Annotated in this window: 24 protein-coding genes and 1 pseudogene; 7 read left to right on the top strand and 18 right to left on the bottom strand. The window is 60.2% G+C overall.

Translation table 11 applies throughout. The features are described from left to right. The first annotated feature begins 93 nt into the window (after positions 1-93). Together rdgC and ACR6A7_RS06640 are read left to right on the top strand one after the other, a co-directional pair. Entirely contained in the window at positions 94-1,005 is a 912-nt protein-coding gene (gene rdgC, locus ACR6A7_RS06635; RefSeq protein ID WP_033788768.1) for a recombination-associated protein RdgC, read from the top strand. A 59-nt stretch (positions 1,006-1,064) separates the two neighbouring features. After that, positions 1,065-2,459: a hypothetical protein gene (locus ACR6A7_RS06640; protein WP_434124053.1), complete on the top strand. Its 1,395-nt coding sequence runs from the start codon at positions 1,065-1,067 to the stop codon at positions 2,457-2,459. 104 nt (positions 2,460-2,563) lie between these two features. Here the strand turns inward: ACR6A7_RS06640 and ppnP are convergent, their stop codons facing one another. The 7 genes from ppnP to aroL form a co-directional block, all read right to left on the bottom strand. After that, positions 2,564-2,854, bottom strand: a complete 291-nt coding sequence (gene ppnP / locus ACR6A7_RS06645; protein ID WP_033752757.1) for a pyrimidine/purine nucleoside phosphorylase — start codon at positions 2,852-2,854, stop codon at positions 2,564-2,566. Between the two features lie 106 nt (positions 2,855-2,960). Beyond that, positions 2,961-3,638: an AroM family protein gene (locus ACR6A7_RS06650; RefSeq protein WP_434124054.1), complete on the bottom strand. Its 678-nt coding sequence runs from the start codon at positions 3,636-3,638 to the stop codon at positions 2,961-2,963. 1 nt (position 3,639) lies between these two features. Beyond that, a complete protein-coding gene (locus tag ACR6A7_RS06655; protein WP_434124055.1) occupies positions 3,640-4,569 on the bottom strand; it encodes a DUF1177 domain-containing protein in 930 nt (309 codons plus the stop codon). A 12-nt stretch (positions 4,570-4,581) separates the two neighbouring features. Next, positions 4,582-6,138, bottom strand: a complete 1,557-nt coding sequence (locus tag ACR6A7_RS06660) for an OPT/YSL family transporter (RefSeq protein ID WP_434124057.1) — start codon at positions 6,136-6,138, stop codon at positions 4,582-4,584. Between the two features lie 167 nt (positions 6,139-6,305). Then, on the bottom strand, positions 6,306-7,067 hold the full coding sequence (locus tag ACR6A7_RS06665; protein ID WP_434124058.1) for an IclR family transcriptional regulator: 762 nt from the start codon (positions 7,065-7,067) through the stop codon (positions 6,306-6,308). A 269-nt stretch (positions 7,068-7,336) separates the two neighbouring features. Then, complete coding sequence (locus tag ACR6A7_RS06670) at positions 7,337-7,528, bottom strand: YaiA family protein (RefSeq protein WP_434124059.1); 192 nt, start codon at positions 7,526-7,528, stop codon at positions 7,337-7,339. 123 nt (positions 7,529-7,651) lie between these two features. Beyond that, positions 7,652-8,176, bottom strand: coding sequence for a shikimate kinase AroL (gene aroL, locus ACR6A7_RS06675; RefSeq protein WP_434124060.1), 525 nt, complete (start codon positions 8,174-8,176; stop codon positions 7,652-7,654). A 280-nt stretch (positions 8,177-8,456) separates the two neighbouring features. Here aroL and ACR6A7_RS06680 point away from each other — a divergent pair, with 280 nt between their 5' ends. Further along, positions 8,457-9,152, top strand: coding sequence for a DUF2076 domain-containing protein (locus ACR6A7_RS06680; protein ID WP_434124062.1), 696 nt, complete (start codon positions 8,457-8,459; stop codon positions 9,150-9,152). Between the two features lie 2 nt (positions 9,153-9,154). Here ACR6A7_RS06680 and ACR6A7_RS06685 read toward each other — a convergent pair whose 3' ends face one another. From ACR6A7_RS06685 to ACR6A7_RS06695, 3 genes are read right to left on the bottom strand one after another with little or no spacing between them, the layout of a single operon-like run. Beyond that, positions 9,155-9,604: a YaiI/YqxD family protein gene (locus ACR6A7_RS06685; RefSeq protein ID WP_434124063.1), complete on the bottom strand. Its 450-nt coding sequence runs from the start codon at positions 9,602-9,604 to the stop codon at positions 9,155-9,157. Between the two features lie 9 nt (positions 9,605-9,613). After that, positions 9,614-10,057 (bottom strand): DUF421 domain-containing protein, encoded by a 444-nt coding sequence (locus tag ACR6A7_RS06690; protein WP_434124064.1) that lies wholly within the window; start codon positions 10,055-10,057, stop codon positions 9,614-9,616. A gap of 9 nt (positions 10,058-10,066) precedes the next feature. Then, a complete protein-coding gene (locus tag ACR6A7_RS06695) occupies positions 10,067-10,576 on the bottom strand; it encodes a hypothetical protein (protein WP_434124065.1) in 510 nt (169 codons plus the stop codon). Positions 10,577-10,663: 87 nt separating this feature from the next. Between ACR6A7_RS06695 and proC the strand changes: the two genes are divergently transcribed. Continuing rightward, a complete protein-coding gene (gene proC / locus ACR6A7_RS06700; RefSeq protein WP_434124066.1) occupies positions 10,664-11,476 on the top strand; it encodes a pyrroline-5-carboxylate reductase in 813 nt (270 codons plus the stop codon). Positions 11,477-11,511: 35 nt separating this feature from the next. Here proC and ACR6A7_RS06705 read toward each other — a convergent pair whose 3' ends face one another. The 5 genes from ACR6A7_RS06705 to ACR6A7_RS06725 form a co-directional block, all read right to left on the bottom strand. Beyond that, positions 11,512-13,038: an FAD-dependent oxidoreductase gene (locus ACR6A7_RS06705; RefSeq protein WP_434124132.1), complete on the bottom strand. Its 1,527-nt coding sequence runs from the start codon at positions 13,036-13,038 to the stop codon at positions 11,512-11,514. Between the two features lie 171 nt (positions 13,039-13,209). Continuing rightward, positions 13,210-14,121 carry a lipid A hydroxylase LpxO gene (gene lpxO, locus ACR6A7_RS06710; protein WP_434124067.1) on the bottom strand — a complete coding sequence of 304 codons (912 nt, stop codon included), beginning with the start codon at positions 14,119-14,121 and terminating at the stop codon, positions 13,210-13,212. 190 nt (positions 14,122-14,311) lie between these two features. Next, complete coding sequence (locus tag ACR6A7_RS06715) at positions 14,312-14,620, bottom strand: PsiF family protein (RefSeq protein ID WP_434124068.1); 309 nt, start codon at positions 14,618-14,620, stop codon at positions 14,312-14,314. A gap of 108 nt (positions 14,621-14,728) precedes the next feature. Continuing rightward, entirely contained in the window at positions 14,729-14,983 is a 255-nt protein-coding gene (iraP, locus tag ACR6A7_RS06720; RefSeq protein ID WP_434124069.1) for an anti-adapter protein IraP, read from the bottom strand. Positions 14,984-15,191: 208 nt separating this feature from the next. Beyond that, complete coding sequence (locus tag ACR6A7_RS06725; RefSeq protein ID WP_434124070.1) at positions 15,192-15,338, bottom strand: hypothetical protein; 147 nt, start codon at positions 15,336-15,338, stop codon at positions 15,192-15,194. A gap of 263 nt (positions 15,339-15,601) precedes the next feature. Here ACR6A7_RS06725 and ACR6A7_RS06730 point away from each other — a divergent pair, with 263 nt between their 5' ends. Further along, the gene (locus tag ACR6A7_RS06730) at positions 15,602-18,727 is read left to right on the top strand and encodes a beta-galactosidase (RefSeq protein WP_434124071.1); all 3,126 of its coding nucleotides are present in this window, start codon (positions 15,602-15,604) and stop codon (positions 18,725-18,727) included. On the opposite strand, the pseudogene ACR6A7_RS06735 reads toward ACR6A7_RS06730, so the two are convergent. Beyond that, positions 18,612-19,888: pseudogene (locus ACR6A7_RS06735) on the bottom strand (multidrug efflux MFS transporter). The gene ACR6A7_RS06730 and the pseudogene ACR6A7_RS06735 overlap by 116 nt on opposite strands. 78 nt (positions 19,889-19,966) lie before the next feature. Here ACR6A7_RS06735 and ACR6A7_RS06740 point away from each other — a divergent pair. Together ACR6A7_RS06740 and ACR6A7_RS06745 are read left to right on the top strand one after the other, a co-directional pair. Then, on the top strand, positions 19,967-20,233 hold the full coding sequence (locus ACR6A7_RS06740; protein ID WP_434124073.1) for a hypothetical protein: 267 nt from the start codon (positions 19,967-19,969) through the stop codon (positions 20,231-20,233). Between the two features lie 59 nt (positions 20,234-20,292). Then, the gene (locus ACR6A7_RS06745; RefSeq protein ID WP_434124074.1) at positions 20,293-20,541 is read left to right on the top strand and encodes a biofilm development regulator YmgB/AriR family protein; all 249 of its coding nucleotides are present in this window, start codon (positions 20,293-20,295) and stop codon (positions 20,539-20,541) included. A 142-nt stretch (positions 20,542-20,683) separates the two neighbouring features. On the opposite strand, the gene ACR6A7_RS06750 is transcribed toward ACR6A7_RS06745, so the two are convergent. Both ACR6A7_RS06750 and ACR6A7_RS06755 read right to left on the bottom strand, forming a co-directional pair. Beyond that, positions 20,684-20,974, bottom strand: a complete 291-nt coding sequence (locus ACR6A7_RS06750; RefSeq protein WP_434124075.1) for an I78 family peptidase inhibitor — start codon at positions 20,972-20,974, stop codon at positions 20,684-20,686. Positions 20,975-21,242: 268 nt separating this feature from the next. After that, positions 21,243-23,837: a bifunctional diguanylate cyclase/phosphodiesterase gene (locus ACR6A7_RS06755; protein ID WP_434124077.1), complete on the bottom strand. Its 2,595-nt coding sequence runs from the start codon at positions 23,835-23,837 to the stop codon at positions 21,243-21,245. Positions 23,838-24,049 lie beyond the last annotated feature (212 nt).

Raw genomic sequence — 24,049 nt, forward strand, 5'->3', positions numbered from 1 at the left:
GGAAAGGCAATGAAACCGTTTCGATGTTTCGCTATCATGCGCGCTGACCTCTCGACTTGTGCGCCAGATCGCGCGACCCGGTAAGGAATTATGATGTTGTGGTTTAAAAATATGATGGTTTATCGTCTGAATCGGGACATTCCGCTCTCTGCAGACGACATGGAAAAACAGCTTGAGGCTTACACCTTCTCTCCCTGCGGCAGCCAGGATATGAGCAAAACCGGCTGGGTATCACCCATGGGCAACCGCAGCGACGCGCTGACCCACGTGAACAACGGCCAGATCGTGATTTGCGCCCGTAAAGAGGAGAAGATCCTGCCGTCGCCGGTGGTGAAGCAGGCGCTGGAAGCGAAGATCAGCAAGCTGGAAGCGGAACAGAGCCGCAAGCTGAAAAAGACCGAAAAAGATTCGCTGAAAGATGAAGTGCTGCACAGCCTGCTGCCGCGCGCCTTCAGCCGCCTCAGCCAGACCTTTATCTGGATCGACACCGTCAACAACCTGATCATGGTCGACTGCGCCAGCGCGAAAAAGGCGGAAGATACGCTGGCGCTGCTGCGTAAGAGCCTCGGCTCGCTGCCGGTCGTGCCGCTGACGCTGGAAAGCCCGATCGAGCTGACGCTGACCGAATGGGTGCGCTCCGGCGATCTGCCCGCCGGTTTCGCCCTGATGGATGAAGCGGAGCTGAAGGCGATCCTCGAAGATGGCGGCGTGATCCGCTGTAAAAAACAGGATCTGGTGTGCGACGAGATCGCCAACCATATCGAAGCGGGCAAGCTGGTGACTAAGCTGGCGCTCGACTGGCAGGAGCGCATTCAGTTCGTGCTGGCGGACGACGGCTCGGTGAAGCGCCTGAAGTTCAGCGACACGCTGCGCGAGCAGAACGACGATATCGACCGTGAAGATTTCGCTCAGCGTTTCGACGCCGACTTTATTCTGATGACCAGCGAACTCGCCGCGCTCACCAGCAATCTGGTGGAAGCGCTGGGCGGCGAAGCAAAACGCTGAGGGTTCAAGAGTGACGCGCCTTTGCCGATAATCACTTCTTTCGGCAAAGGATTTCCGCTATGTCTCGTTTCTCTATCCGCGCAGCGCTGCTCGTCGGGTGTATGCTCTTCTCCTCCGCCAGCTTTGGCGACGCCGCTTTTACTCGCCTGAATGCGTTGCGCATCAACGACCGCCTGAATGTGATGGTGGCGCTGGCTGGTAAATCGGGCGGCGCGATGCAGGTCTGGCAGGCTTACGACTGTAAAACGCTCTCTGCCGAGGCGCTCTATCGCAATCTGCTCGACGCCAGAGGCATGACCACTACGCGCTTCTACGGCAGCGAATTTGGCCGTTACACACCGCCGCAGCCTGGTCCCAATCAGGATCCTGAAACGCTGAAGCGCATCTGTAGCCTGCCGGAGAAAGCGGTAGTCTGGGAAAAGATCGCGCCGACCAACCGCTTTGGGTCTACCGCTCTCGTTGACGTCGCCAGCCTGAAGCGCAGCGGCGACGAATTGCAGGTGCGTTTTGGCTATGACTATGCGACCAGAGATTTCGATCCGCCCTATGACGCCCCTTACGCGTTCAAGGTAGAAAACTATCGCTTCAACTGTCAGACACAGGCGTTTGCACCCGTGTCGATGATGGATGTGGATGATAAAGGCTATGTGACCGACTCGCTGGACAGCGGCGATATCGCAGATCGTAAAGCCTCTTTCCCGCTGACGCCGCTCATGAAACAGACCTTTACCCGCCTTTGCGCCACCGCCGATCTGCAACGCTTCCGCGCGCTGGGTCGCTTTGTCTCTGCAACACATAAGGCGGTCAGCCGCGACGCGCGTACGATTTTGCCCGCGCTCAGCGATAATCCAGCCTCGGTTATGGCGGCGCTGCCGCTGGACAAGGCGCTGGACCAGCAGCTTCATCAGCTGATTGCGCCCTGGGCACTGCCGCGTTTTCGCCAGCTGAACTGGGTAGAAAACAGCCCCTCAGGCAAGGTCGCGGTGCGTATCGACGTTGACGAGCAGGGCTACCTGCGCAAGCTGGAAAATTACGGTATCTGGAAGGTGCAGCGCCTGACGCTGGGCAATATGATCCAGCTGAAGTTTGCGATGTCGATCGCCTCGCAGCCCAGTCGACTGGAAGCGCTAAAAACCACCCTGCGTTTCCCGCTGGTGGCCGGGCAGACGTTCACCGTCGACACGGATTTAGTGGAGCGCGGGTCGACATCGGACGTGCGCCGCACGCGACAGCAGTGCAGCGTGCTGGCAGGGGGCGAGGCGCAGAGCATCAACCCCGCTTTCAGCGGCCGCTATCTGCAAGTGGCGTGTCGTAGTGAGGGTGACGGACAGAAGACGGTCGAAACGCGCGACGCGTGGCTGGAGGATCTGCGCGTGCTGGCGCCGCTGGCGTCGAAGCTGGGCAGTGCGCCGTGGCAGGATACGCGACTGGAGCAGGTTGCCATCACCCGCTAAAAACTGACCTACAGACGGCTGACAAACCTAAAGCCGCGGTAACCAATCCCGGGCAGCAAAGCGGCCCGCGAAAAAAAGTGTCGCGGGCCGCTTTGCGGTGAGGGTTACTCTTTCAGGTAGCGGCAGAGATAGGAACTCGGCTCGCCCACCTGCAGATGAAACTCGCTGTGGCCCGGCACGTTAAACACCGAACCCGCTTCAAACCATTGCCACTCGGTTTCGCCCGGCAGCAGCACCTTCAGCGATCCGCTCACCACCGTCATCTCTTCCGGCTGCGCCGTGCCGAAGGTGTATTCGCCTTCCGCCATTACGCCTACGCTGGCGCGACCGGTGCTGGCACTGTCGAAACCGATCGATTTCACTTTTCCGTCAAAATACTCGCTTACGTTGAGCATATTACTTCCTCACAGCACATTAGGGTGTCTGGCAGTGTAGAGCGGAACTCGCTGATCTGTCACGCGAATTGCAGCGCCGCCTCCCGCTTTGTGATCGCGCCGGTTATCAGACGATAAGTTCAGCAGCCAGTTTGGCGACCAGCACGTTGGAGAGCAGCACCGGAATGCCAAGCAGCTTCTGCAAAAAGTCGCGATGCGTCTGGTTATAGCCGACGCAGTCCAGCACCACCACGTCCGCGCCCTGCTCCTGAAGGGAGAGCGCCGCGTCGGTAAGCTTCTCATTACCGGGAATATAGGGGCTGGCGACGGCGAAACAGGGGCGACGCTTCAGGTTGCGCCACTTATTTGCCTGCTGCTGGATCTGCTCCTCGACCGGCACCACGATGCCGACCTGATGATCCTGCACGATGGCGGCAACCAGCGGCGGAATAATGCGGTCCGGCTCCAGCAGCAGCGCGCTTTTCGCGGTCAGCGCACCGAACTCGCCGGTGCAGAGCAGCAGAATCGTGTCGTAGCCTTCCGCTTCCAGCGCGGTGATTTTCGCCTGCAATCCCTGTTCTACCTTTGCCGTCGCCAGCCGCACCTGCGCGCCGTTCTGCAGGCGCGACACCAGTACGCCATCCTGGGCGTCAGGGGCGAAGCGCGCGGCGATCTCCGCTTCGCTCAGCCCGTCCAGCAGGCCGACATGATCGGTCTGCTCACTGGGTAAAAACGCCGTCAGCAGCGGCATGATATCGCTGCGCGGCGACTGACCGATGGTCAGGGTAACCAGGGATTTCGTCATATTAGTCTCGTTTACGTAGATGGCTCAGGCTGCCATAAAGCGCCAGCAGACGGGCATATTCGTCCGCATCGTAGAAATGGCAGGTCTCACGGCCGAACTCTTTCGCCACCTCCACCGCAAACTTCGCCGCCGCCGCAATATCCACTTCGTGGCTGGCGCCGGTGCCGCAGCCCGGCACCACCGACTCGGCGGTGATCGCTACACCGACCACCGGCACATCGGTGGCGGTAGAGGGCTGCAAAATGCTGTTGAGGTGATAGATGCCGTTACCGTAAGGGGTAATGTCCTGTGTCGTAATGGGAAAGGTGACCGCCGGGCGGCCGGTGGTCATCTCCATAATGCGCAGCAGATCGTCCGATACGCGCAGGATATAGCCCTCCTTTACCGTAGGCGACAGCGCGAATCCTTTGTGGTTGATAATGCGGTTGCCCTTGGTGGTATCAATCGACAGGATAGCGTCGACCTCCTGCACCACCTCATTGTCGTTCATGGTGACGTCGTCGACAGGTGAATCCATAAAATCGACCGGCTCGTGCGGACGCGTCGGCGCGTCGGGACAGATATGGGTGGTGACGATGACGTCGCCCGCCAGCACGTCGCCTTTGGTCTGCATAACGGCCAGCTTCAGCGCGCTGCTCACCGCCGCGACGGCGCCATCGGCGTCGGAAACCATGCCGATGCGCGTCGGGCGCGCGCCGATGCCACCCAGGCGGCCGATAATGCCTAGCGTCGGTGCGCTGCCGCCGCCAGCTTTGCCCTGCGCGCCCGGAATAGTGATGCGAACAAAATCGGTGCGCCCTTTCGGCCCGCTGACGCGTTTAACGCTGGCGCTGACGCCGGGGAAAGCGGCAAAAAGATCGGCCACCTGCTGACCGTCGATCAGCGCGCTGTCGAATAACTCAAATACCTGTAACGTCTGGTGCAGACTCATGTCATCCCTTAATTACTTTTTGCCGCTGGCAAACAGCGAGTGAAAGAAGCTATAGAGCGCGTCGCCGGCGATAAAGCCCGCTGCCATCACCTCCATCGGCGAGCGGCCGCGTTCGCCCCATACGCGAATAATAACGATGCGCAGCGCAATGCCCACCACCACCGCCCAGCCGGCCATCGCGTTGTTGATCAGCAGGCCGGTGGCAAGCAGCACGCCGAGTTGGCGTTTCGGCCCGCCGATCAGCTGAATAATGGCACCGGGAATTGCCCACATCAGCAGGCTACCGGCGATGCCGGGCTCCGCACCCGCCTGGATAGTTTTGGCGTAGACGCGCGCCACCGGCGGCAGCAGGTTTTCCGCAAAGAACAGGTTATGCGCGTACCAGACGACGGGAATAGAGACCAGAAACGCGATCATCGCCGCGATCAGCTGAATGCGGCGGCCCCACAGCTCCTGCTGCAGATCCGCGCCGTGGCCGCGCAGGATAAAGCCCGCTTTAAGATCGTAGCCCATGTCGGCGAAGGCGGGCCCGGTCGCTGCGGTAAAGCCGCACAGCAGGCAGAGCGCCAGCGGCGGAAAGCCGAGCAGGATGCCGACGATCAGGGTAATCAGCGCTACCGCAAAGGCCGGGAACCAGCCGGAGTGCATCGCGGCGATGCCGACGATCAGCTCATGCACGAAGGCGGCGAACGCGGCGTAAATCACAAACAGCAGCAGCATCGGCAGGCTCATTTCGCTCCACAGGCCCCCCGCCAGCGCCAGCAGCGCTGAAATTATCAGATAGCCCACGCCGCCAAGACCGAGCGCGCGCCTGACCTCATTGCCGCCGCGGCTCACTTTTTGCTCCTCATGGCGGCGGCTGCGGATCACCATCACGACCTGAATCAGCGCCACCAGCCCCGCGCCGACCATGACGCCGTGCGGCAGATAGAGCGCGTTAATGTCGATGCCGGCAACCGGTTGCGCATAGGCGCGCACCAGAAAGCCCAGTCCGAGCATGCCCAGCGCCCAGATATTGCCGATAAAGGCGGTGCCGAAAGCGGACATCGGGATCTTCAGCATCGAGCCGACGATGCCGCCGACAATGCCTGCCGCCAGCAGCCAGGCCTGTCGTCCGCCCCTGTCGCCCGCTTTGATCGCCTCTGCGGCGGCCACGCCCGGCGGCCAGGCGTTGCTGGCGGGAAAGACGCGGGTATCGAACAGACGGTAGAGCAGATAAGCATCCAGCAGCATCGCCGCGCTGACGCCGCAGAACATCGGCAGCACCAGCTGCGGCTCGCCCAGCGCCCAGGGCACCGCGATCGGCATTAACAAGCTGTTGGCGGCGCCGAAGGTGGCGGAGGAGATGGCGGTTTGCGCGAGGTTCTGGATTTCAATCGAACGGTAACGGCGAAATGCCTGTAAGGGAATGCGCGCCAGCAGCATGGCGAATAGCGCGCCGATAATAGAAGTATTCGGCGTCACGCCGATAGTGGTAATAAGCTGCACACCGATAATGGCGCCCGCCACCGACAGGGCGATTAATACTATCGCCACGCCAGCCTGTTTAACTGGATTAACCTTCTCCATATTGTCCCCGTCAGGAATGCCGGTAAAAAGGAAATAATGACGCTTCGCGAGCCTTTATCCGGCTCGCTTACGCCGTTTTTTTATTTCATCCGTGAGGTTGAATAAACAGGCCCGAAGGCCTGACGTTTTCCCGGTGTGGCGAAAGTATTGCGCCGATAAAATTAAATTCAGGGTGCCGTTGGGCCATATTTCTCAGCCAGGTCGCTGGCCGTTATGCGTAATTCATCAAGCAGCGCAGGTGGATAGCCGGGCGAACTCGCCTGCGACAAAAAAGAGAGGCAAAGCGCCACCGTATCGCCGTGATATTTATTATGCAGCGCGACGGAGAGCGAGCTGATGCCGGGCAGCGTTTCGTTGCGCGCCAGCGACCAGCCCTGGCGGCGGATCGCCGCCAGCTGCGTACAGAGCGCCTCCAGCGTTTGCGGCGAATTGGGCGGCAGCGGCTGCCAGGCGTCGCGGTAGCGCTCGCGCACCTCTTCTTCGCTGAGCTGCGCCAGCAGCACGCGGCCGGTCGAGGTGGCGGCGGCGATCATGCGGCTTCCCGGCGGCGTCACCAGCTGGGTGAAGTGGCGTCCATGAAACATCCGCATCACCACCAGATCGCGCCCGTCGAGACGCGAGATATAGCCGATGCTGCCGGTTTTATCCGCCAGCCGCGCCATCGCCGGCGCGGCGCTGTCTACCAGCGGCGCAGAGAGATAGTGTCCGGCGACCGACAGCAGGACGCGGCCAATATGAAAACAGCGGCTCTCTGCATCGCGCTCCAGCAGGCCCTGGCTTTCCATGGTGGCCAGCAGGCGCGACACGGTGCTTTTCGGCAGGCGCAGCGCCTCGACGACATCGGTAAACGTCAGCCCGGGGTTTCCCTGCGTCACGCCTTTTTGCTGAAACAGCTTAAGCACCGCGGCGGCGTTTTCGAGTGTGGTCATATTGTGAGTTTCACTATATGGAACCGAGTTCCTGTATCGATGGTTAAAACTAAAACGCAGAGGAACAGGGGTCAAGCGTCAATTTTTGTTAAAAGCGAACGTGCGCAGTGAAATAACCGGGCAGGCGGCAAAGAGAAATGATTTTATAAGGGCGTTGCGAGAAATAGCAGAATGGATAACAGTTTTGCTGCGCGCAGACAGCAAATAACAGCAAATAGAAATGAACGAATAAATGTATTCAGGCTGGCGTCCCTGCCAGAGAGATTGCCCTACTCTTTTTCCACATCTTCATAGCGAACTTTGGCGTCCTGCGCTTCCTCTTCCGACGTATGTTCGCTAATTAAGGTATTGGGCGATGGATGATCGGCGCGTAGCTCCCATGATGTGACGGTGCTGCCCTGCGGTCCCTTCTCAACGACGACAACGCGAGCTTCGCGTGGATAAGGCGGTCTGGTTGGCATATTCAATCCCTCCTGGCTAATCGTATTCCACACGACGAGACAATTCCCGTCTGATACTCAGTATAGCCAGGCTATGCAGCCCAGACGGGAAAGCGGGAAGAATCTGAAGAAAAAGTGGGGAAGCTAGCTGGCGCGCGCCAGCGACAACGACTGGAGAATATCTTCGATCACGCGCTCTGGCGGCTGCATGGCGTTGACTTCATGGTGGGCGGCGTCACGATAGAGATGCGCGCGCTCGCGCAGGATATCGCCCATCTCTTCGGCGATGGGACGGCCGGTCAGCGTAGGACGCTGCGCCGCTTCCGGCTGGCTCTCCAGCCGCTGTGCCAGAATATGCGACGGCGCGCTGAGCCAGATTACGCGCCCGTGCTCACGCATAAAGCGGCGATTCTGCTCCGCCAGCACCATGCCGCCACCGGTAGCGATCACCGTAGCTGGCGCGGTAACCGCTTTCAGCGACTCCGTTTCCCGCGCGCGGAAGCCTTCCCAGCCCTCATCCGCCACAATCTGCGCGACGCTGCGCTGAGTGCTGAGCTGCAGATGGTGATCGGTATCGCGAAAGGCGTAGCCGAGCGCGCGCGACAGCGCCTCGCCCACGGTAGTTTTGCCGCAGCCGCGCGCGCCGATCAGATAAATAGGTAGAGACATCGGGCAGTTCCTCCGCCGTTACAGGCCGTATATCGCGGCAAATCGCTTGCTAATGCGACGCATCATAACTGGAAACGGCTATCGCCTCCACCCGCGAAGCAAGAATTGCGCATCCTTTTCCGATTTTCCCATCTGTTTCATTAATTATTAGTGGGTTAACCATGCGCAATTCGTGCAGATCGCGCCAGATCAAGCGGCGGCAACATTTGCTTACCTGCTGGATTTTACTTTGCTGCGCTCCGCCCCCATATACTTATTCAGTCGCAACAGGAGAGCCATTATGTATAGCCAGGAACACCAACTGATTGAGGGTCTGTTCAGCCGTCTGAAACAGGCCGAGAGCCAGACCGGACCGCGTGACGCGGCGGCGGAACAGCTGATTAAAGAGCATCTGCAGCAGCAGCCCGGCGCGCCTTACTATATGGCGCAGGCGATCCTGATCCAGGAAGCCGCGATGAAGAAACTTAACGATCGCATTACCGAGCTGGAGAATCGCGTGGCTCAGCAGCAGCAGCAGCCCCAACAGCAGAGCAGCGGCGGTTTTCTGTCGAGCCTGTTCGGCGGCGGCTCGCGCCAGCAGGCGCCTGCGCAGCAGCAGCCCCAGCAGCAGGCGTGGAACAACGCACCGCAGCAGCCGCAGTATAATAACGCGCCAGCGGCACCGGCGCGCGGCACCGGCTTTCTCGGCGGCGCGCTGCAAACTGCGGTAGGCGTCGCGGGCGGCGTAGTGATGGCGGATATGCTGACCAGCATGTTCCACCACTCGCAGCCGGAAGAGATCGTCAACATCATCAACGAACCCGACGCGCCGCTGCCGCAGGTCGATGACAATCTCGACACCTTCAACAGCGGTGGCAGCGGTTTCCTCGACCAGAACAACGGCTGGGATAATAACTACGCCGACAACAATGACTTCAACGATCTCGGCAACGACAGCTTCGACGGCTTTAACGACGACGACGACAGCTTCGTCTGATTTCAGCGCTGGCGCTGCGTCAGCCAGCTGTCGAGCGCGTTAGCGAACTGCTGGCGGTCGCGCGGACTCATCGCCGCGGGGCCGCCCGTTTGCACGCCGCTGGCGCGCATCGTGTCCATAAAGTCGCGCATGGTCAGCTTTTCGCGAATAGTGGCGGGTGAATAGCGCTCACCGCGCGGGTTAAGCGCCGCGCCCCCTTTCTCCAGCACCTCTGCCGCCAGCGGAATATCGGCGGTGATGACCAGATCCCCCTGTTCTACGCGCTTCACAATCTCATTATCCGCGACGTCGAATCCGGCCGGCACGCGCAGCGTTTTCAGCCAGGGCGACGGCGGCACGCGCAGCGACTGGTTGGCGACGAAGGTCACCTGCGTTTTGGTGCGATCCGCCGCACGGTAGAGCACCTCTTTAATGACGTTGGGGCAGGCGTCGGCATCAACCCAGATAACCATACTTTTTCCTTACTCTTTGGGAATGATGGAGATCTTGCCGGTCTTCTCCAGAATGGCAAACTTTATTTGGTCCAGCCGCTCTAGCCCCTGCGAGCTGCGCGCGCTCTGCAGAATATCCTCTTCGTCTACCCCGGCGCGTTTCGCCCGCTGGCGCAGCAGTTTGCCCTCTTCCACCAGAATCAGCGAGGAGCCGTCAATCAGCCGCTCCATGCGCGGAAAGCGCGTTTTCATCATGCCGAACAGAATATCTATCACGATTAGCGTGACGATGGTCAACCCGGCGCCCGTGACGGAAAAGTCATCGCCGAGCAGCGCCTGCTGGGTCGCCTCGCTGATAATCAGCAGCAGAATCAGGTCAAAAGAGGTCATCTCCATCAGGGTGCGCCGCCCAGCAATTTTAAACACCACCATCAACAACAGATACATGCTGGCTGCGCGCAAAACCGTTTCCATATGGCTCTCCTAGGGGTAGATAAACTGACTAAAGCGTACGCTGGAGGCGTCGTCGAGCGTGACGGTAAAGTGATAACGGCCGAAATCCTGCGCCTGGATGCCGATCCAGATAGTGGCCTCCTGCTGATCGGCGCGTCGATGCCAGCGGAGCACCAGGCTATCGCCGGTGCTCCAGGCGTCGTCCGGCTGCGGCTGAAGCGTCTGCAGCTGGATATCGTCGAGCTGCGGACCGCGCAGCCTGACCTGATAATCGCCGCCGCGCAGCTGCCCCAGATGCAGCGTCATATCCATGTTGCTTTCCCGCCGTCCAAAGCGTTCGTAAGCGACGCTCAGCCGTTTATCGGCGCTGACGACGCGCTGGTTGCTCAGCCAGCCTTTGGAAAACAGCCCTGCCGCGCCAGCGACGACAATCAGCAGCAGCAGCGCAAAACCCGCGTGCTGAATACGCCACTCGATACGTTGCCACGGCATATTCTCTTTAACCGGGTAGTGCCGGCTTTGATTTTCATTGTCGCCCATGCAGTGTTCTCCTTGCTGACTTGTTATTAATCCTGGCTGAAGTAAGCTAACGCGTTAAGATTTTCGAACTTTCTTAAGGATACGGCGATGCTGGAGAAGAAGATTGGGTTTATCGGCGGCGGCAATATGGCCAAAGCCATTATTGGCGGACTGGTGAAAAGCGGCCAGGTCGCGCCCTCGAACATCTGGGTATTTGACCGCAAAGCGGAGACCAACGAGGCGCTGGCGCGCGAATACAACATTCAGGCTGCTGAGAGCGCTGAGGCGCTGGCGCGCGAGGTTGATATTCTGTTCGGCGCGGTCAAACCCAACGTCATCCTGAAAGTGCTGAAAGATCTGGCCAGCCAGCTGAAAAAAGAGGCGCTGGTCGTCTCTATTGCCGCGGGCGTCACGCTCGACTCGCTGGCGACCGTGCTCGGCCACGACCGCAAAATTGTGCGCGTCATGCCCAATACGCCGGCGCTGGTCAATGAAGGGATGACCTCGATAACGCCAAACGTGCTGGTCGAGCAGCCGGAAATCGACGAAGTGGTCACGATATTCGAAAGCTTCGGCAAAGCCGCGGTGGTCAACGAATATCTCATCCATTCGGTGGTCAGCGTAAGCGGCTCTGCGCCCGCCTATGTCTTTATGTTTATCGAGGCGATGGCGGATGCGGCGGTGCTGGGCGGCATGCCGCGCGCCCAGGCCTATCAGTTCGCCGCTCAGGCGGTAAAAGGCTCGGCGCAGATGGTGCTGGAAACCGGCAAACATCCTGCCGAACTGAAAGATATGGTCTGCTCGCCCGGCGGCACCACCATCGAAGCGGTGAAAGTGCTGGAAGAGAAAGGCTTCCGCGCCGCCGTAATGGAGGCGATGCAGCAGTGCATGGCGAAGTCTGAAGCGCTGAGCAAAAAGTAACGCATGGGGCGGCGCGCCCGCCCCGTCCGCTTGCGCTATTCCTGACGGCTCGTCACCGCTGCCAGCGCCTGCTCCATGGTCATCGGCTGCTGCATCTCCAGCACCAGCGCCGCCGTAAGCGTATACATGCCGCAGGAGAACGCCGCCGCCAGCTTGCCCTGCTGGCCGTAAAGCGCGATAAACTTTTTCTCCTCCAGCGAGCCGATCAGGCGATACTCGTCCCACTCTTCGGCATGACCGAGATACTCGTAGCGCGTGCCGAAGTGCGTGGTCCAGAAAAAGGGCACGCGGTCATACATCATGCGCTTGTCCAGCATATTAAAGGCGGCGATACGCCCCTGCTGATGGGCGACGCGATAGTGCTCGACGCGCAGCGGCCCCTGCGGCGTCAGATAGCTGGCAATATCTCCCGCCACCCAGACGTTTTGCGTGACCCGCAGCTGGCTGTCGGCGAGCAGGCTGCCATCCTCGCGCAGCGGCAGATCGTGAATAAACCCGGTGGCGGGCTGAATACCGGTCGCCAGCAGCACCACGTCCGCCTTGATACGGCGGCCATCCTCCAGGCGCAGCGCGGTAACGTGCTGCGCGCCCTCCAGCTCTGCCGGATCCCCATCAACAAAATGTACGCCGTTGCTGCCGTGCAGATCGCGGAAATAGCGGCCAATCTGCTCGCCGAACTGGCGCGCAAAAGGCAGCGGATGCCGCGCCACCACCGTGACCTCGACGTCGCGATTGCGCAGCGCCGACGCCATCTCCATGCCGATAAAGCTGTTACCAACAATCACCAGCTGCTGGCTCTGGTCGACCTCCTTTAGCAGCGCATCCGCCTGCGCCAGCGAACGCAGCAGGTGAACGCCTGCCAGCTCGCTGCCCGCTAAATCGGGACGCTGCGGCGCGCCGCCTGAGGCGATCAGCAACTTGTCGTAAAACAGCGCGTCGCCGTCGGCGAAGTGGATACGCTGCTCGCGCGTGTCAAGACGCGTTACTTCGCCCTGGCGACGCTCGACGTGCTGCAAAATGTCCTCTTTCAGAATGCGCGGCACATCCTTGATATCCATCTTGCCGGAGGGGACAAATTTCGTCAGCGCCGTGCGGTCATAGGGCGCTTCCGGCTCGCGCTCGACCAGCACCACCTTCCCCTTAAAGCCCTCCCGGCGCAGCGTCCAGATGGCGGCGCTGCCCGCCGCGCCGCCGCCGAGCACCGCATAAACCGGCGCGTCGCCGCCGCTGCCGATGGGCGTCGCAGATGACATCGCTTTAGGATTGACCTGCACAATGCCATTCTCGACGCGCAGCGGAAACTGTTTGAGATCGGCCAGCGCCAGCGGTTCGCACATATGACCATCTTCCAGCGCGAACACCGCCTTATGCCAGGGACAGACCAGCTTATCGCCGCAGATGGCCCCCTGCTCCAGCGGCGCGCCCGCATGCGGACAGGTGGCCTGATAAGCGCGCACCTTTTCTCCGTCGCGCACCAGCAGGATATCGGTATCGGCGACGTTGGCTTTGGTGGGCTGGCGGTCGGGCAGATCGTTTAAGGCGATGACGGGCTGATAATTCATCATGCGGCTCCTTCTTTGTCGTTATTTAACAATGCGCCCTGGGCGGGCGCCGCTATTCCCCTGTAAAAAGTAAGTGTGGCAAAGGAAAGCGGAAGGCAGCGTCTGAAAAATAAAAAAAGCGGTTAACATATTGTTAATCCGCCCTTTTTAAAATTTTAGCAAGTGTAAATATCAGAAAGGCAGGCTCGGCAGAATAATCAGCGCAAACAGCGCTGCGATCAGACTGTATTTCACCCAGTAGTAAAGCGTACGGTTACGCTTCTTCAGCCGCTGACCTGCATTGCGGATGGCATAAACATACTTAAAGATACGATTGATAAAACCGGTACGGTCATTGGCATCATTTGGCGAAGCGGCGGCGGCCATAAGCCAGCGGCCAACGCCGCGATTGACCCTTTGCGCCCAGCGCCATTTCATTGGCCGCTCAATATCGCAAAACAAGATAATTCGCGTTTGTTCGCTCTCATTTTGCGCCCAGTGCACATAGGTTTCGTCAAAAATAACCGCCTCGCCGTCGCGCCAGCTATGGCGTTGACGATCGACCTCAATAAAGCAGCGATCGTCGTTAGGGGTTTGTAAACCCAGGTGATAACGAACCGATCCGGCATAGGGGTCGCGATGCTTTCCCAGATGGCTACCGGCAGGCAATTCAGCAAACATCGCCGCCTTGACAGAAGGTATACGGCTTACCAGCTCGGTTGTCACTGGACATAGCTCGCGCGCTGAAGGATGAGCGTCGCTATACCACTTCAGGTAGAAGCGCTTCCAGCCGCGTTTAAAAAAAGTGTTAAAGCCGGCGTCGTTGTTGCTTTGCGCCGCCTTAATATGATCCTGCAGGCGCAGCGCCTCTTCCCGGATCACCTGCCAGTTTTCCGTCAGCTGGCGCAGCTCAGGAAAATCCTCTGGCGGAAAATAGGGCTGTTTAGGCGGCAGCGTGGAAAAGCCCGTCATAAACATGTTAATTGGCGCCATAAAGGTGGAGTGATCGAAAAGCTGACGCGACAATTTCTGTTTTTCTACCCCACGGGAGTGGGCGTAAATAACGCTAATAATAAATATACCGATAATAATGACTGCTACCATACAACAGTTCCTTATGTTGCCGTAAGAACGCGTCTGCTTCGCTCAGCGCTGGGAGGAGTAAGGTATTTAATGTTTTTTTTAGCGGTCGGTTTATCAACGCGTGCGATTAAAATGCCACAGGATAAACGGCGGTGAAATGGCGTTTAAAAGAGGCGGGAATACGGCCGCGTACGACCGTATTAAGCGAGGATTAGCTTTTTTTGAGGCAGGTGCTCATAAAGCTTTTACGCGCGTCGCCGCTGAGCTTTTTAGCGCCCGCTTCTGTATTACAGCTTTTCATTTTTACCTGCTGCGGCGTCATGTCGGCCAGCTTGCTCTCTTTCTTCAGGCACTCGCTCATAAAAGATTTACGCGCGTCGCCTTTCAAATTTTGCGTGCTCGCGTGCTGATTGCACTGGGTCATTTTTTGCTGCTGCGCCGTTTTCTCGGCGGCCTGCGCCACGCTGACGCCGTTCACCAGCAAACCTGCCATTACGACTGCCGCTAAATGCAATTTCATGGTATGACTCCCTTGATGAATGATCCGTTAATTCTGGCACGAGAGAAACAGAGCGGTGAAGATTTACGCGAATTTGCAGCGCCGATCCCACTGCTGCGCCATTAGCCCTCACACGCGCGGATGGTTAAGTAATTTATCCAGGTAGTTACGGAGCAAAAGCGCATCATTATTAGTGGCGTCAGCGTCGGCATTATGCATTGCGTTGTCGATACTCGCTGCGATAGCCTGTTGTTGTTCCGGCTCGAGCTTGCGCAGTATCGCCGTTACGATAATTTCCAGCGCCTCAACCTGGGCCACCAGTTCTTTAGACTCTTCTTCTTTAGCCGCCAGTTTTACCAGTAATTCAGCAATAAGGTTCTTCATGCCCTTTTCCCGTCGGTAAATAAAAGCAGACGTTATCACTCGCCAAAATAAAAAAACAGCGCTTTTGGCCGATTTTGCTCAGCACTTTATAGCAGCTCTTATTAAAACAGGGCTTAAACATATTCCAGGATGCGGGCGAAACGTTTTGACGTTAATTAAACGAGACGTCAATCGTTCCGGCCCGGAATAAAACGAATGCCAGGCGGGATTAACGTGGGCCAGTAAAGCCGTGACCGTGACCGCCCCAACCGCCGCCGCCAGACCCTCCCCAGCCACCGCCCGGAGGCGGGAAAATACAGCCGCTCAGCGCGGTCGTCAGCGCCACGATCGCGGCAAGTTTACCAATACGTACCATAACCACCTCAGGGTAGATGAAATCGGGCTGAGTGTATGAGCGGCAAACCGGGGCGACAAGCGAGAATTCTCTGCTTCAGGGCGGTATTAACTGTTGCATACCAGGCTTAACAATTTACTGGCACGAACGTGACACAAAACCGGCGTTCAAGCCGTTTAAGGTATCGGGCCAGTTAAAAAATTGCGCCTCTCGTTAGCATGCCGCGCTTTACAGCCCGCAGCAAACACTGCATTGTGAGCGCAATACAATTTAAGGACACCGCCATGTCAACGCCACCGATTTCGCTGAGTCAACTTCTTGCCCGCCGCGACTGGGAGAACCCGGTCGTCACCAGCCTGCATCGCCTTGACGCTCATCCGCCTTTCGCCAGCTGGCGCAGCGAAGCGGCAGCGCGCGACGAGCAGCCCTCTGCTGCGCAGCACAGCCTGAACGGCACGTGGAATTTTAGCTACTTTGCCCGCCCTGAAGCGGTGCCGGAGCGCTGGCTGCAGCAGGATCTGCCCGATGCCGCTACGCTGCCGGTACCCGCTAACTGGCAGATGCACGGTTATGACGCGCCCATTTATACCAACGTTCAGTATCCGATCGCGGCGACGCCGCCGTGCGTGCCGGAAGAGAATCCGACTGGTTGTTACTCGCTCACATTCACCCTTGATGACAGCTGGCCTGAAACTGGACAGACGCGCGTAATCTTCGACGGCGTCAGCTCCGCCTTTTACCTGTGGTGCAACGGCCAGTTTATCGGTTACTCCCAGGATAGCCGTCTGCCCGCCGAATTCGACCTGAGCGCAGCGCTGCTGCCCGGCGCGAATCGCCTGGCGGTGATGGTGCTGCGCTGGAGCGACGGCACCTGGCTGGAGGACCAGGATATGTGGCGCATGAGCGGCATTTTCCGCGACGTCTCGCTGCTGCATAAGCCGACGCCGCACCTGGCGGATGTCCAGCTGGAGACGCTGCTGAGCCCGGAATACCGCAGCGCGGATCTGGTGGCGCGGGTGCGCGTCACCGCGCAGGACGCGGCGCTGCGTTTGCGGCTGACGCTGTGGCGAGAAGGCAAACAGACGGGCGCCATTGAGCAGCCGCTGGGCAGCGCAATTATCGACGAGCGCGGCCACTATGGCGATCGCGCCGAGCTGCGCCTGCGCGTTGAGGCGCCCGCGCTGTGGAGCGCCGAAACGCCAGCGCTTTATCGCGCCACGCTGGCGCTGCTGGACGCGCAGGGTGAAACAGTTGAGGTCGAGGCGTACGATGTCGGCTTTCGCCGCGTCGCCATCGAAAACGGCCTGCTCTGCCTGAACGGCCAGCCGCTGCTGATACGCGGCGTCAACCGCCACGAACATCACCCGGAGAGGGGCCAGGTGGTGGATGAAGAGACAATGCGGCGCGACATCGAACTGATGAAGCAGCATAACTTCAACGCGGTGCGCTGTTCGCACTACCCCAACCATCCGCTCTGGTATCGGCTGTGCGACCGCTACGGCCTCTACGTGGTTGACGAAGCCAATATCGAAACCCACGGCATGCAGCCGATGAGCCGCCTGGCGGACGACCCGCGCTGGTTTGCCGCTTTTAGCGAACGCGTTATGCGCATGGTGCAGCGCGACCGCAACCACTGCAGCATTATTATCTGGTCGTTGGGCAATGAATCGGGGCACGGCAGCACGCACGACGCGCTCTATCGCTGGGTGAAAAGCGCCGATCCGACGCGCCCCGTGCAGTATGAAGGCGGCGGCGCCAACAGCGCGGCGACCGATATTCTCTGCCCGATGTACGCGCGCGTCGATGAAGATCAGCCCTTCCCCGCCGTGCCGAAATGGTCGCTGAAAAAATGGATCGGCCTGCCGGGCGAAAACCGGCCGCTGATCCTGTGCGAGTATGCGCACGCCATGGGCAACAGCCTCGGCGGCTTTGCAAAATACTGGCAGGCGTTTCGTCAGTTTCCGCGCCTGCAGGGCGGCTTCGTCTGGGACTGGGTCGACCAGAGCCTGACGCGCTACGATGAAAACGGCCAGCCCTGGCAGGCGTACGGCGGCGACTTCGGCGATAAGCCTAACGACCGCCAGTTCTGCATGAACGGCCTGGTGTTCGCCGACCGCACGCCGCACCCGGCGCTGTTTGAAGCGCAGCGCGCGCAGCAGTTCTTTCACTTCACGCCGGACGCCAACGATCCCTTTAGCTTTACCGTCAGCAGCGACTTCCTGTTTCGCCGCAGCGATAACGAGGTGCTGCGCTGGCGCGTCGAGCAGCAGGGCGAGGTGGTGGCGCAGGGCGAAACCGCGCTGGATATCGCGCCACAAGGGAGCGCGCGCATTTGCGTTCCGCGCGTGGCGGATCTGACCGGCGAGTGCTGGCTAAACGTCGCCGTGCATCAGTGCGCCGCAACCGCCTGGTCTGACGCCGACTGGCGCGTCGCCTGGCATCAGTGGCCGCTACCTGCCGCGCTGGCGCTGCCGCCGCAGCCGGGTTCGGGGGACGCGCCGACGCTCAGCATGGAGGAGACGGCTATCGTGGTTACGCACCGCAACCAGCGCTGGCAGTTTAACCGCAGCAGCGGCGAGCTGACGCAGTGGCTGGTCGATGAACAGGCAAGGCTGCTGTCGCCGCTGCAGGACTGCTTTATCCGCGCGCCGCTTGATAATGATATCGGCACCAGCGAAGCGGAGCGCATCGATCCCAACGCCTGGTCGGAGCGCTGGAAGGCGGCCGGCTATGACGCCATGAGCTGCCGTCTGGAGCGGACAGAGGCTTCGACGCTGTCGGACGCGGTGCAGATCAGCGTACTGCACGGCTGGTACGCTCAGGGTCGGCTCGCCTTTCTCAGCCACAAACGCTACCGGTTTGACGCGCAGGGCGACATGAATCTGGAGGCTGAGGTGGAACAGGCCGCCGACGCGCCCGCACCGGCACGCATCGGCCTGCGCTGCCAGCTCGCCGCCACGCCGCAGCAGGTTGGCTGGCTGGGGCTGGGCCCCCATGAAAACTATCCGGACCGCCAGCTGGCGGCGCAGTTCTCGCGCTGGCAGCTGCCGCTCGACGCGCTGCATACCCCTTACGTCTTTCCGAGTGAAAACGGCCTGCGCGGCGGCACGCGCTGGCTGGAAGCTGAAGGCTGGCGCGTCAGCGGCGATTTCAGCTTCTCGCTGAGCCGCTACAGCCTTGAGCAGCTGCGCGAGGCGTCGCACCGCCATCTGCTGCGCGCGGAGGCGGGATGCTGGCTGCATCTGGACGCCGCGCATATGGGCGTGGGCGGCGATGACTCCTGGAGCCCGAGCGTCAGCGCCGAGTTTCTGTTGACGCAGCGTCGCTGGCGCTATGCGCTGCGCTTTTCCCCTTCGGCTCCAGCACCGTACGCGGACGGCGATAAAAGCGCTTCAGCAGCAGCACGTTAACCAGCACCACCAGCGCGGTGGCGAAGAAGACCCAGCGGTAGCCGGTCAGCGCCGACACCGCCGCGCCGAGCAGCGGGCCGGCGACGTTGCCGAGATACATAAAAGACTGGTTGTAGCCGAAGATACGGCCGGTAATGTTGTCGCGCGAGTGGCGCACCAGCAGCGTTTGCACCGCTGGCATCATCGCGCCGTCGGCAAAGCCGAGCAGGAAGCGCAGCACGCCGAGCTGGGTGGCGCTGGTGACAAAAGACATGGCGATCAGCAGCAGCAGCGACACCACCATGGTTGCCAGCAGAATCCGCTGGGTGCCGATACGGTCGCCCAGCCTGCCCAGGCGCGGCGCGGCGCGGCGATCAGCGCCGAGATGCCTGGCAGCGCGGCAATCACCCCGCTGAGAAAGGCGATGTTCTCGGCGGTCGGCGCCAGCTCGCGCACGAACAGCGTCAAAATCGGGTTAACCGAGCCGTTGCACATCTGGATCACCATGGTGGTAACAAACAGACAGAGCATCAGCCTGGGATTGTCGAGCGAGGCGAACACCTCGCGCCCGCTCAGCTTCTCCTTTTTACTCACCGGCGTATAGCCGGTCTCTTTAATCAGAAACAGCGTCACCAGGAAACTCACCAGCAGCAGCGCGGCGGTAACGATAAAGACCATGCGCAGGCCGACCCAGTCCGCCAGCAGCCCGCCCAGCATGGGGCCCAGGATTACCCCGCCAATCTGGCCGGTCGAGACGCAGCTCAGCGCCCAGCCGCTGCGGTCGCGCGGCACCTGCGCCGCCACCAGCGCCATGGCGTTGGGAATATAGCCCGAGGTCAGCCCCATCAGCGCGCGCAGCAGCAGCAGTTGCCAGGCCTGGGTAACGAAGGCCTGCAGCAGGATCACCACGCCCATGCCGAACGCCGCGCGCAGCAGCATCAGCTTGCGTCCTTTGCGGTCGGCGAGACTGCCCCACAGCGGCGCGACGGCGGCCGAGATCACAAAGGTGATGCTGAAGGTGAGGCCTGACCAGAGGCTAAGCGCATCGCCATCTTTGATGCCGAGCTGTTCGATATAGAGCGGCAGAAAAGGAATGATCTGACTGATGGCCAGCCCGGTGAAAAAACAGCCGAACCAGACTGAGATAAGATTAATTTTCCAGGATTCGATTGCGCGTGGCATGAGCAAATGGACGTTATCAGAGGGAAGCGACAGTCTACCAATGCCGCGCTGCCGCTGAGCGGCAAATAATGGCACAAAATGAAAAAACCGTTTTTCTCTGCGTCACTCCCTTGCGCACTGCCGTATGCAGGTCGTTATCGCTCGATTGCAGTGAATGTTGATAGCGCGGCTGGCCGCGTGTCAGCAGAGATGAAAAAATATGTCAGCCTGTTACTGACAAGTTCAGATGTCGGTTGTATGTTTAAAAAAACGCCAGTTTCTCTGGCGCAGGTGCGGCTTTCCGGCTGCGCTAACGCCTCCGCCACTTCCCGTCGCGGCGAGGTCCACCGTTATCCATTACGTTGACTATCACGCTGCGCTACGCAGGTCGTGACAGACGCGCCGTCGCCGCAGCGGAGGTGAATATGAGAGTTCAAAACAGTGCCAGCCGTGCCATTGTGGACTATTTCAACAGCCCCGCATGGAACGCCCCGCAGGAGTCCGATCTGCTGGCGGTGATCCTGCGCGAGCTAATGGAGGCTGGGGAGCCCGCGACCAATAAAGCGGTGATCGCGCGGGTTATAGAGCGGCTGGAGATGGAGGGCGACACGCGCCGTCTGGAAAATTATCGTCAACTGCTGGCGCAGTTAATGGAAACCGGATCGTCGGAATAAGAAAAAAATTCCCGCCGAAGCGGGAATAAACAAGACGAGCATTGCATATTGAGAGTGACGAGGAAATCTCTGTTATCCGCGATCTATCCTCGGCGCCGTTGATGACCAGCGCATGACAATGCGACGCTTTTTTTATGACGCTTTAGCCGCAGTAGACCTGAGTAATCACGTCGTCTTTATCCGCCAGAAAGTTCAGGCGGTGCAGGTTAAAGTCCATCGTGACCGCGCTGTTCCAGCGAATGGCGCGCATCGGCGTCTCCAGACGCAGGCTGCTGGCGGCGCTAATCGGCTTGCCGACGTAGTGCTGATACTGCGAAGCGCCGCAGGTGTCGCTTGCTGCGTCTGCTGCGGTGTTATCAGGCTTATTCGCTGACTGACAGGCGGTTAAGGCGAACATGCCCAGCGCCAGCAGCGCTTTTCCGTAATATTTCACGTTTTCTCCTCATGAACGTGGTGAACGCGTCTCAGAGAGTAGCAAAGGCGTGCCGCTGGCTTCACCCTCAGGCGCTAAAAAAAGCGTGCCGTCCCCCCCTCTGTTTGCACCGTCACGCACCGTTTTTTTCAGATAAATCGCACTTACTGACCAAAACCCTCACGCTGGCGCACTAAAATTATTAGGACTTTTCTGAGGAGGATCGTATGGAACTGGCAATTTTCGTGGGCTTTGCCATTCTGATGACCGCCGTGGCGGTCAAAGTGCGTTAAGCCCTGATTGACTGAGATGGGGTTTCCAGAAGCGCAGTAAAGGCCGCCAGCGGCACGGGGCGTCCTAAAAAGTAGCCCTGCCCCTCTTCGCAGGAGAGCCGTTTTAGCTGGTCGAGCTGCGCTTCTGTCTCTATCCCTTCCGCCGTAACCGTCAGCGCGAAAGCGTGCGCCAGCGCGATAATGCCCGCCACTACCGACTCCGCCTGCTGTGACTCTGGAAAATCCTTCATCCAGGAGCGATCGATCTTCAGACCGTTAAACGGAAAGGTCTTCAGATAACCCAGCGCCGCATAGCCGGTGCCGAAGTCGTCTACCGTCAGCCTGACGCCGAGCGCGCGCAGCCCCTGCATCACTTCCAGCGCCTGCTGCGGATGCTCGAACGTCACGTTTTCCGTGATCTCCAGCTCCAGCCGTGTGGCGGGGAGCCCACTGTTCGCCAGCGCCCGCGCGACGCGCTGCACCAAATCATTGGTGCGAAACTCTACCGGCGAAATATTGACCGACACATAGCGATCCGCCCCCCAGCTGCTGGCGTCGCAGCAGGCGCGCGCCAGCACCCAGTCGCTGATGGCCACGATCAGGCCGTTCTCCTCCGCCAGCGGAATAAAGCGATCGGGCGTAATCGGCGGTCCCTCCGCTGGCTGCCAGCGAATCAGCGCCTCTGCTCCCGCCAGCCTGCCGTTTTGCAGCTGATAGCGCGGCTGGTAATGCAGGCAAAACTCGTCGTTTAGCAACGCCTGCTCGATGCGTTTCGCCATCTCGCGCTTATGCTCGCGCTGGCTGGCCATATTATTGGCGTACCAGACCCAGCGGTTGCGTCCCGCGGCGCGCGCTTCGTTCAGGGCGATATCTGACATGCGCAGCAGCGCCTCGGGGTGGCTGGCATCCTGCGGCGCGCAGGCGATGCCGATGCTGGCGGTAAGATAGTGTGCATGCTGCCCGGTGTAGATCGGTTGCTGCACCTCCTGCAGCAGCCGGGCGCAGCGGTGCGCCACCACTTCGGCATCGCCCTCCTGCAGCACCAGCACGAACTCATCGCTGCCCAGCCGCGCTGCCAGCTCGTGCGCGTCAACGCCGCGCTGCAGCCGCTGCGCCATCTGATTCAGCACCTGATCGCCCGCCGCGTGCCCCCAGTTATCGTTCAGCGGCCTGAACTGGTCGAGATCGAGGCTAACGATCGCCAAAGGCGACGACAGCTGCGGCGGCTCCAGATGGCGCGTCAAAAACTCCTGTAGCTGAAGGCGGTTAGCGAGTCCGGTCAGCGCGTCGTGGCGTGACAGAAACTGAATGCGCGCCTCCGCCTCCATTCCCTGAGTAATATCCGACACCGTGCCGCGAAAGCCGACGCACCGCCCCTCTTGCCAGATGGTTTTCGCCACCAGATGGCCGATACGGCGTTCGCCCTGCGCGGTCATAAACTGGCAGCGCAGCGGCGCTGAGGATCCGCTCTCCTCCTGACGCATCAGCCAGGCCACCAGCGAGTGGCTGGAGTGCGTCAGCAGACGATCGATATGCTCGCCCGTCCAGTCGGCAATCTGATGGCCTGTCAGGCGATGGAAGCGGGAAGAGAGATAGATCAGCCGTCCGTGCTCGTCGGTTTCCCAAATCCAGTCTGAAGCCGCTTCCGCCAGGTCGCGGAAGCGCGCTTCGCTGTTGGCCAGCTCCTGCTGACTCAGGGCCAGCATGGCAAAACGGCGATCGGATAGCAGGGCGTGATGCAGCGCGTAGCGACTGACGCGGCGCGTAATCCAGCCGGTGAGCAGCGCCACCGTCGCCAGTATCGGCAGCAGCAGCAGCAGCAGGCGCGTGCCCGGCATTTCCGGCTGCCAGCGCAGCATCACGGTACCGCCGTCTATCGCCTCCAGCGCCATACCCGGACGCTGCGGCGCGTCGTTGTCCGCTGTCCCGCGCGGCGCCCGGATGTCGAGCATTCTGCCCAGCGCCTCTAATTTGGCTGGCGTGAACAGATTGACGAAGACGAGCACCGAGGGGGCGCCTGGCCGCTCAGAGAGACCCGCCGCTTTGCCCCTTGAGATAGGGGCCGCCACGACAATGGCGGGTTGCCGCTCAATTACGGCGTTGCGCGCCAGCGCCGCGTTCTGCAGCCCGCGCGCGTCGCGCAGCAGCGAGGCGCTGTGCGCGCCGAGCCAGGCCTCCAGCGGCAGATCGGCGAGTTTTCCGTTAATCACCGCATAGCGCGTGCGGCCCGCATTATCCACCACGAATACCCCTTCGTAGTGGTACTCGTTGTAGAGATCCGGTCCGATATTCTCCTCATTCCATGCCCAGCGCTTATTTAGCGTCAGATGCAGGTTGCGCCACGCTTCGCTCCAGAAAGCGTAGTCGCGCACGTCGGTCAGCATCGTCTCCTGCCTGGCGTTCCACGCCTGGCGCAGCCGCTGGCGATCGTGATCCGTCGCGTCGCGGTTCTGCCGTTGGGCGATAACGAGCACCATCACCACGACGAGCAGCAGCACGCCGAAGAGCAGCCGCGAAAAGATGCGCAGGCTGCGGCGCGTGCTGCGCAGCGTGCGATCTTCTGCCGCCGACACAGAGCGGCGCGACGGCGATTTCGGTATGTCAAAAGTCATCAGGGGCGCTCACAGCAAAGCGATAAAAGAGACGCGGGCAACAGCGCGTCGACGGCTGACGTCGCAGGCCCATACAGGTTTAATCGGTTATCGGCGTGCGGCGTCGCGGTTTTAGCCTGAGGCAGCAATTTACTGCGGTGAGTTTGTGCGCGCGCCTCCCTCGACAGGGATCGGGCGCGTTGCTACTATGCGCTTTCCTCCAGTGGCTGGGT

It is taken from the genome of Pantoea phyllosphaerae, assembly GCF_051025595.1.
Classification (GTDB): Bacteria; Pseudomonadota; Gammaproteobacteria; order Enterobacterales; family Enterobacteriaceae; genus Pantoea.

Excerpts from the sequence above, each read along its gene's own strand:
- proC (WP_434124066.1), top strand. The coding sequence starts at position 10,664 with ATGCTGGAGAAGAAGATTGGGTTTATCGGCGGCGGCAATATGGCCAAA.
- ACR6A7_RS06755 (WP_434124077.1), bottom strand. The coding sequence starts at position 23,837 with ATGACTTTTGACATACCGAAATCGCCGTCGCGCCGCTCTGTGTCGGCG.
- iraP (WP_434124069.1), bottom strand. The coding sequence starts at position 14,983 with ATGAAGAACCTTATTGCTGAATTACTGGTAAAACTGGCGGCTAAAGAA.
- ACR6A7_RS06655 (WP_434124055.1), bottom strand. The coding sequence starts at position 4,569 with ATGAGTCTGCACCAGACGTTACAGGTATTTGAGTTATTCGACAGCGCG.
- ppnP (WP_033752757.1), bottom strand. The coding sequence starts at position 2,854 with ATGCTCAACGTAAGCGAGTATTTTGACGGAAAAGTGAAATCGATCGGT.
- ACR6A7_RS06650 (WP_434124054.1), bottom strand. The coding sequence starts at position 3,638 with ATGACGAAATCCCTGGTTACCCTGACCATCGGTCAGTCGCCGCGCAGC.
- ACR6A7_RS06640 (WP_434124053.1), top strand. The coding sequence starts at position 1,065 with ATGTCTCGTTTCTCTATCCGCGCAGCGCTGCTCGTCGGGTGTATGCTC.
- ACR6A7_RS06695 (WP_434124065.1), bottom strand. The coding sequence starts at position 10,576 with ATGGGCGACAATGAAAATCAAAGCCGGCACTACCCGGTTAAAGAGAAT.
- ACR6A7_RS06725 (WP_434124070.1), bottom strand. The coding sequence starts at position 15,338 with ATGGTACGTATTGGTAAACTTGCCGCGATCGTGGCGCTGACGACCGCG.
- ACR6A7_RS06660 (WP_434124057.1), bottom strand. The coding sequence starts at position 6,138 with ATGGAGAAGGTTAATCCAGTTAAACAGGCTGGCGTGGCGATAGTATTA.
- ACR6A7_RS06730 (WP_434124071.1), top strand. The coding sequence starts at position 15,602 with ATGTCAACGCCACCGATTTCGCTGAGTCAACTTCTTGCCCGCCGCGAC.
- ACR6A7_RS06685 (WP_434124063.1), bottom strand. The coding sequence starts at position 9,604 with ATGGTTATCTGGGTTGATGCCGACGCCTGCCCCAACGTCATTAAAGAG.
- rdgC (WP_033788768.1), top strand. The coding sequence starts at position 94 with ATGTTGTGGTTTAAAAATATGATGGTTTATCGTCTGAATCGGGACATT.
- ACR6A7_RS06715 (WP_434124068.1), bottom strand. The coding sequence starts at position 14,620 with ATGAAATTGCATTTAGCGGCAGTCGTAATGGCAGGTTTGCTGGTGAAC.
- lpxO (WP_434124067.1), bottom strand. The coding sequence starts at position 14,121 with ATGGTAGCAGTCATTATTATCGGTATATTTATTATTAGCGTTATTTAC.
- ACR6A7_RS06665 (WP_434124058.1), bottom strand. The coding sequence starts at position 7,067 with ATGACCACACTCGAAAACGCCGCCGCGGTGCTTAAGCTGTTTCAGCAA.
- aroL (WP_434124060.1), bottom strand. The coding sequence starts at position 8,176 with ATGTCTCTACCTATTTATCTGATCGGCGCGCGCGGCTGCGGCAAAACT.
- ACR6A7_RS06740 (WP_434124073.1), top strand. The coding sequence starts at position 19,967 with ATGAAAAAACCGTTTTTCTCTGCGTCACTCCCTTGCGCACTGCCGTAT.
- ACR6A7_RS06705 (WP_434124132.1), bottom strand. The coding sequence starts at position 13,038 with ATGAATTATCAGCCCGTCATCGCCTTAAACGATCTGCCCGACCGCCAG.
- ACR6A7_RS06745 (WP_434124074.1), top strand. The coding sequence starts at position 20,293 with ATGAGAGTTCAAAACAGTGCCAGCCGTGCCATTGTGGACTATTTCAAC.
- ACR6A7_RS06680 (WP_434124062.1), top strand. The coding sequence starts at position 8,457 with ATGTATAGCCAGGAACACCAACTGATTGAGGGTCTGTTCAGCCGTCTG.
- ACR6A7_RS06690 (WP_434124064.1), bottom strand. The coding sequence starts at position 10,057 with ATGGAAACGGTTTTGCGCGCAGCCAGCATGTATCTGTTGTTGATGGTG.
- ACR6A7_RS06670 (WP_434124059.1), bottom strand. The coding sequence starts at position 7,528 with ATGCCAACCAGACCGCCTTATCCACGCGAAGCTCGCGTTGTCGTCGTT.